The 3,918-nt window shown below is 75.9% G+C and carries 4 protein-coding genes; all 4 read left to right on the top strand.

The features are described from left to right. Window positions 1–195 (top strand): amidohydrolase family protein (locus HKK72_RS37080; protein WP_187239065.1); only part of this gene is annotated, 195 nt, incomplete at its 5' end. A gap of 135 nt (window positions 196–330) precedes the next feature. Beyond that, window positions 331–1,176, top strand: coding sequence for a DegV family protein (locus HKK72_RS37075; protein WP_187239064.1), 846 nt, complete (start codon window positions 331–333; stop codon window positions 1,174–1,176). A 162-nt stretch (window positions 1,177–1,338) separates the two neighbouring features. Then, window positions 1,339–2,334 carry a ComEA family DNA-binding protein gene (locus HKK72_RS41855; protein WP_187239063.1) on the top strand — a complete coding sequence of 332 codons (996 nt, stop codon included), beginning with the start codon at window positions 1,339–1,341 and terminating at the stop codon, window positions 2,332–2,334. Beyond that, window positions 2,331–3,918: ComEC/Rec2 family competence protein (locus HKK72_RS37065; RefSeq protein WP_187239062.1), on the top strand; the 1,588-nt coding region annotated here is incomplete at its 3' end. The genes HKK72_RS41855 and HKK72_RS37065, both read left to right, overlap by 4 nt.

Raw genomic sequence — 3,918 nt, 5'->3', positions numbered from 1 at the left:
GGCTTGAGCGTCACCGAGGCGCTGCGGGCCGCGACGCTCGGCGGCGCGGCGGCACTGCGGGTCGGCGATCGTGGGGCGCTCGCGCCCGGGATGCTGGCCGACATCGTGCTGTGGGACGCCGACCACGAGGGCGCCTTCGCGTGGGCCTTCGGCCTGCGCGCGCTGCGCGTCTGGCGCGGCGGCGTCGCGATCTGACGCCGTGGTCCGGCGCCGTGATCTGGCGCCGTGATCTGGCGCCGTGTTCCGATGTCTGAGCCGACCTCGGGCTCGCCTCGCCCGGCTGCGTGGCGTTGGCGGTCAGGCCAGGTATTACAGGAGTAATCTCCGGCTATGGGTGCTGCGGTCGCGATTGTCACTGACTCGACCGCGTACCTGCCGGTGGAGCTCGCCGACCGGCACGGTCTCACGGTCGTGCCGTTGCAGGTCTCCGTCGGAGGGTCGGTCTCCGAGGAGGGCGTGGACATCACGGCCGCCGAGACGGCCCGCGCGCTGAGTCAGTGGCATCCGGTCACGACCTCCCGGCCCTCACCCCTGCGCTTCGCCCACGCCTACGAGACCGCCGCCCAGTCGGGGGCGGCCGGCGTGGTGTCGGTCCACCTGTCGGCGGCCATGTCCGGAACCGTCGAGGCGGCGCTGCTGGCGGCCAAGGACGCCGCCGTTCCGGTCGTCGTCGTGGACAGCGGCACCATCGGCATGGGGCTGGGCTTCGCGGCACTGTCGGCCGCGGCGGCGGCGCGCCGGGGCGCCTCGATCGACGAGGTCGCCGCGGTCGCGAGGAGCCGGGCGGAGCGGTCACGGTCGCTGTTCTACGTGGACACGCTGGAGCATCTGCGCCGCGGCGGGCGGCTCGGTGCCGCAGCCACGCTGCTCGGCTCGGCGCTGATGGTGAAGCCTCTGCTGATGATCGCCGACGGCCGGATCGAGCCGCTCGAAAAGGTGCGGACGTTGTCGCGGGCGCTGTCGCGGATGGAGGATCTCGCCGTCGAGTTCGCCGGTGAACGCGATGTCGACGTGGCCGTGCAGCACTTGGCCGCGCAGACCCGTGCGGACGCTCTCGCCGCCCGCCTGCGGGAACGCATCCCGAACCTCGAAGAGCTGCACGTCGGGCAGGTCGGCCCCGTGATCGGAGCGCACGCGGGCCCAGGGATGGTCGGCGTCGTCGTGGCCCCCCGCTGAGTTCTCCGCCGGGTCCCCGCCCGGTCCCGGCGGGCCGGCCGCCTGCCGCCCGTGCGCGCCCGAGCGGCGCCGCCAGAGCGGGAGCCGGCCCGCGCCGAGGGTTATCCACATTTCCCCAGACCTCTTCCGGCCGTTGTTCGCGCCTGCCTAGCGTCTGGCGGCATGAGACTCCTCAATTCGCGGGTCGATCCGCGACGAGTACGCGATGGCGGCAACGCACCGGAGCGGCTGCGATCCCTCCTGGGCCGGGTGACGCTCGACGGGCTGCGTGCCCCCGCGTCCTTCGCCGCGCCCACGCCGAGCGGCGGTGGCGCGGCTGCGCCTCCGCCGCCGCGCCAGGCACCGCCGGCGGCGTTCTTACGCTCGTCACCGCAGCCGCCCGGCGGATCCGTGGAAGCGGCCGCGGACGGGCCGGAAGCCGCGACGGCACCCGGTGGTGGGGGCGCACCCGGTGGCGCGGCCGGACCCGAGGGCGCGAGTGGGTCCGTGGCCGTCGCCGACCGGACCCTCATCGGCCGGTTCGATCCCGGGCTGCCGGGCGCAAGGGCCCTCGCGATGGTCGGGCTGCTGGCCGCGCTCATCGCCGGCGGCTACCTGTGGACGTCCCGCCCGGCTCCGCAGACCGCTCCAGAGCCCGCTTCCGCGTCACTGGCCGTCTCGTCCGGGCCCCCCACCGTTCCCGTGCCATCGGGAGCCTCCGGGGCGGCCGCCGCCGGCCCGGGCGCGACGGTCGTCGTGCACGTGGCGGGAAAGGTACGACGCCCGGGCGTCGTCACCCTGCCGGCCGGCGCGCGCGTCGGCGAGGCGATCAAAGCCGCCGGGGGACTGCGGCCGGGTGCCGGCACGGGATCACTGAACCTGGCCCGCAGGGTGGTCGACGGCGAGCAGATCCCGGTCGGCCTCCCCGCCGCCGCCACCGGGCAGGCGGCGGCCCCGTCGCAGGCGCCGGCCGGGGGAGCGCCCGGGGCACCACTGGACCTGAACGCCGCGACCGCGGAGCAACTGCAGAGCCTTCCCGGGGTCGGTCCCGTGCTCGCCGAACGGATCGTGGCCTACCGCACCCAGCACGGCGGGTTCCGGGGCGTCGCGCAGCTGCGCGAAGTGACGGGGATCGGTGAACGGCGTTTCGCCGAGCTCAGGGACCTCGTCCGGGTATGAGCGCCGTCCAGCCGGCGGCCGCATCGGGGAGCGCGCACGACCTCCGGCTGGTGCCACCGGCACTGGCGGTCTGGCTGGTGTCGTTCGCGCTGATCGGCGCCGCGCCCTCCGTGGCCTACGGGGTGGCCGTGGGCTGCACCGTGATCGGGATGGGGGCGCTGGTGTGGCCGGGGAGCGCGGGACTCGCGCCGCACCGGAGGGCCGTGGCCGCCGCCGTGCTCGTCTGTGCGGCCGCCGGAGCCACCGGGGTGGGGCTTCGGCTGTCCGCGGTCGGCTCGGGGCCCGTACGGGCTCTCGCCGCCGAGGGCGCCCGCGTCTCGATGGAGGCGGTGATCACAGCGGATCCGCAGTCGCGGCTCGCCCAGGGGCGCGACCTTCTCACCGTGCGAGCCCGGGCCGAGACCGTGTGGACGGGCCCGGGCCGGCCGGTCGGTGTGCGGGTCCCCGTGCTGCTGCTCGTCCGCGGGCCGGTGGCGGCGGCATGGCGGGATCTGGTGCCGAGCCGGCGGGTCCGCCTCGAGGCGAGGCTGACCCGGCCGGAACGGGCGGAGCTGCTCGCCGCCGTCGCCCTCGTCCGCGGACCGCCGGTCGTGCTCGGCGGCCCCTCCACGGCGCAGCGTGCGGCGGCCACCGTACGCGCGAAACTGCGCGAGGCGACGAACGGGCTGCCCACGGCTCAGCGCGCCGTGCTCCCCGGCATGGTCGTCGGCGACACGTCCCGGCTCGATCAACGCCTCGCCGAGGACTTCAAGGACGCCGGTCTCACCCACATCATGGTGGTCAGCGGCGCCAACCTGGCTCTGATCATCAGCGGTGTGCTCGCCGTCGCCGGGATGTGCGGTCTCGGCCGCAGGCGCGGGCCCCTGCTCGCCGCCTTGGCGGTGTCGGCCTTCGTCGTCGTCGCCCGCCCCGAGCCCAGCGTGCTGCGCGCCACGGTGATGGGCTTCATCGGCCTGCTGGCACTGGTCAGCGGGCGGGAGCGGCGCGGTGTCCCGGCTCTCGCCGCCGCCGTCCTCATCCTGGTGCTCGCCGACCCCGAGCTGGCCCGGTCGTACGGCTTCGCGCTCTCGGTGCTGGCCACGGCGGGACTGCTGATCCTGGCGCCGCCGTGGCGGGAGCGGCTGAGCCACCGGATGCCGCGGCCGGTCGCCGAGGTGCTCGCCGTCGCTGCGGCGGCCCAGGTCGCCTGTGCCCCGGTCCTCGTCATGCTGACCGGGGAACTGAGTCTGGTGGCGATCGGCGCGAACCTGCTCGCCGCACCGGCCATCGCCCCCGCGACACTGCTCGGCGCCCTCGCCGCCGCCATCGCCCCGATCGCGATGCCGCCGGCCAGATTGCTGGTGTGGCCCGCGGGCTTGGCCGTCGGATGGATCGTGGGCGTCGCCCAGGCCGCCGCGGACGTCCCGTACGGCACGCTGCGCTGGAAGGACGGCGCGCTCGGGGCCGCGTCGCTGCTCGTCATGGCCGCCCTTGCCGCCCTCGTCCTGCGGAGCCCGCGACTGCGCCGGATCACCGCGGCCGCCTGCGCGGGGCTGCTGCTCATGGCGGTGGCGCTCCGGATCGTCGTTCCCGGGTGGCCCCCGC

The organism is Actinomadura sp. HBU206391 (assembly GCF_014323665.1).
Taxonomy (GTDB): Bacteria; Actinomycetota; Actinomycetes; order Streptosporangiales; family Streptosporangiaceae; genus Actinomadura_C.
This window is presented reverse-complemented; position numbering and strand designations above follow the sequence as displayed.

Bases quoted from the DNA above. Each gene is read 5' to 3' on its own strand.
- HKK72_RS37075 (WP_187239064.1), top strand. From the start codon at position 331: ATGGGTGCTGCGGTCGCGATTGTCACTGACTCGACCGCGTACCTGCCG.
- HKK72_RS41855 (WP_187239063.1), top strand. From the start codon at position 1,339: ATGAGACTCCTCAATTCGCGGGTCGATCCGCGACGAGTACGCGATGGC.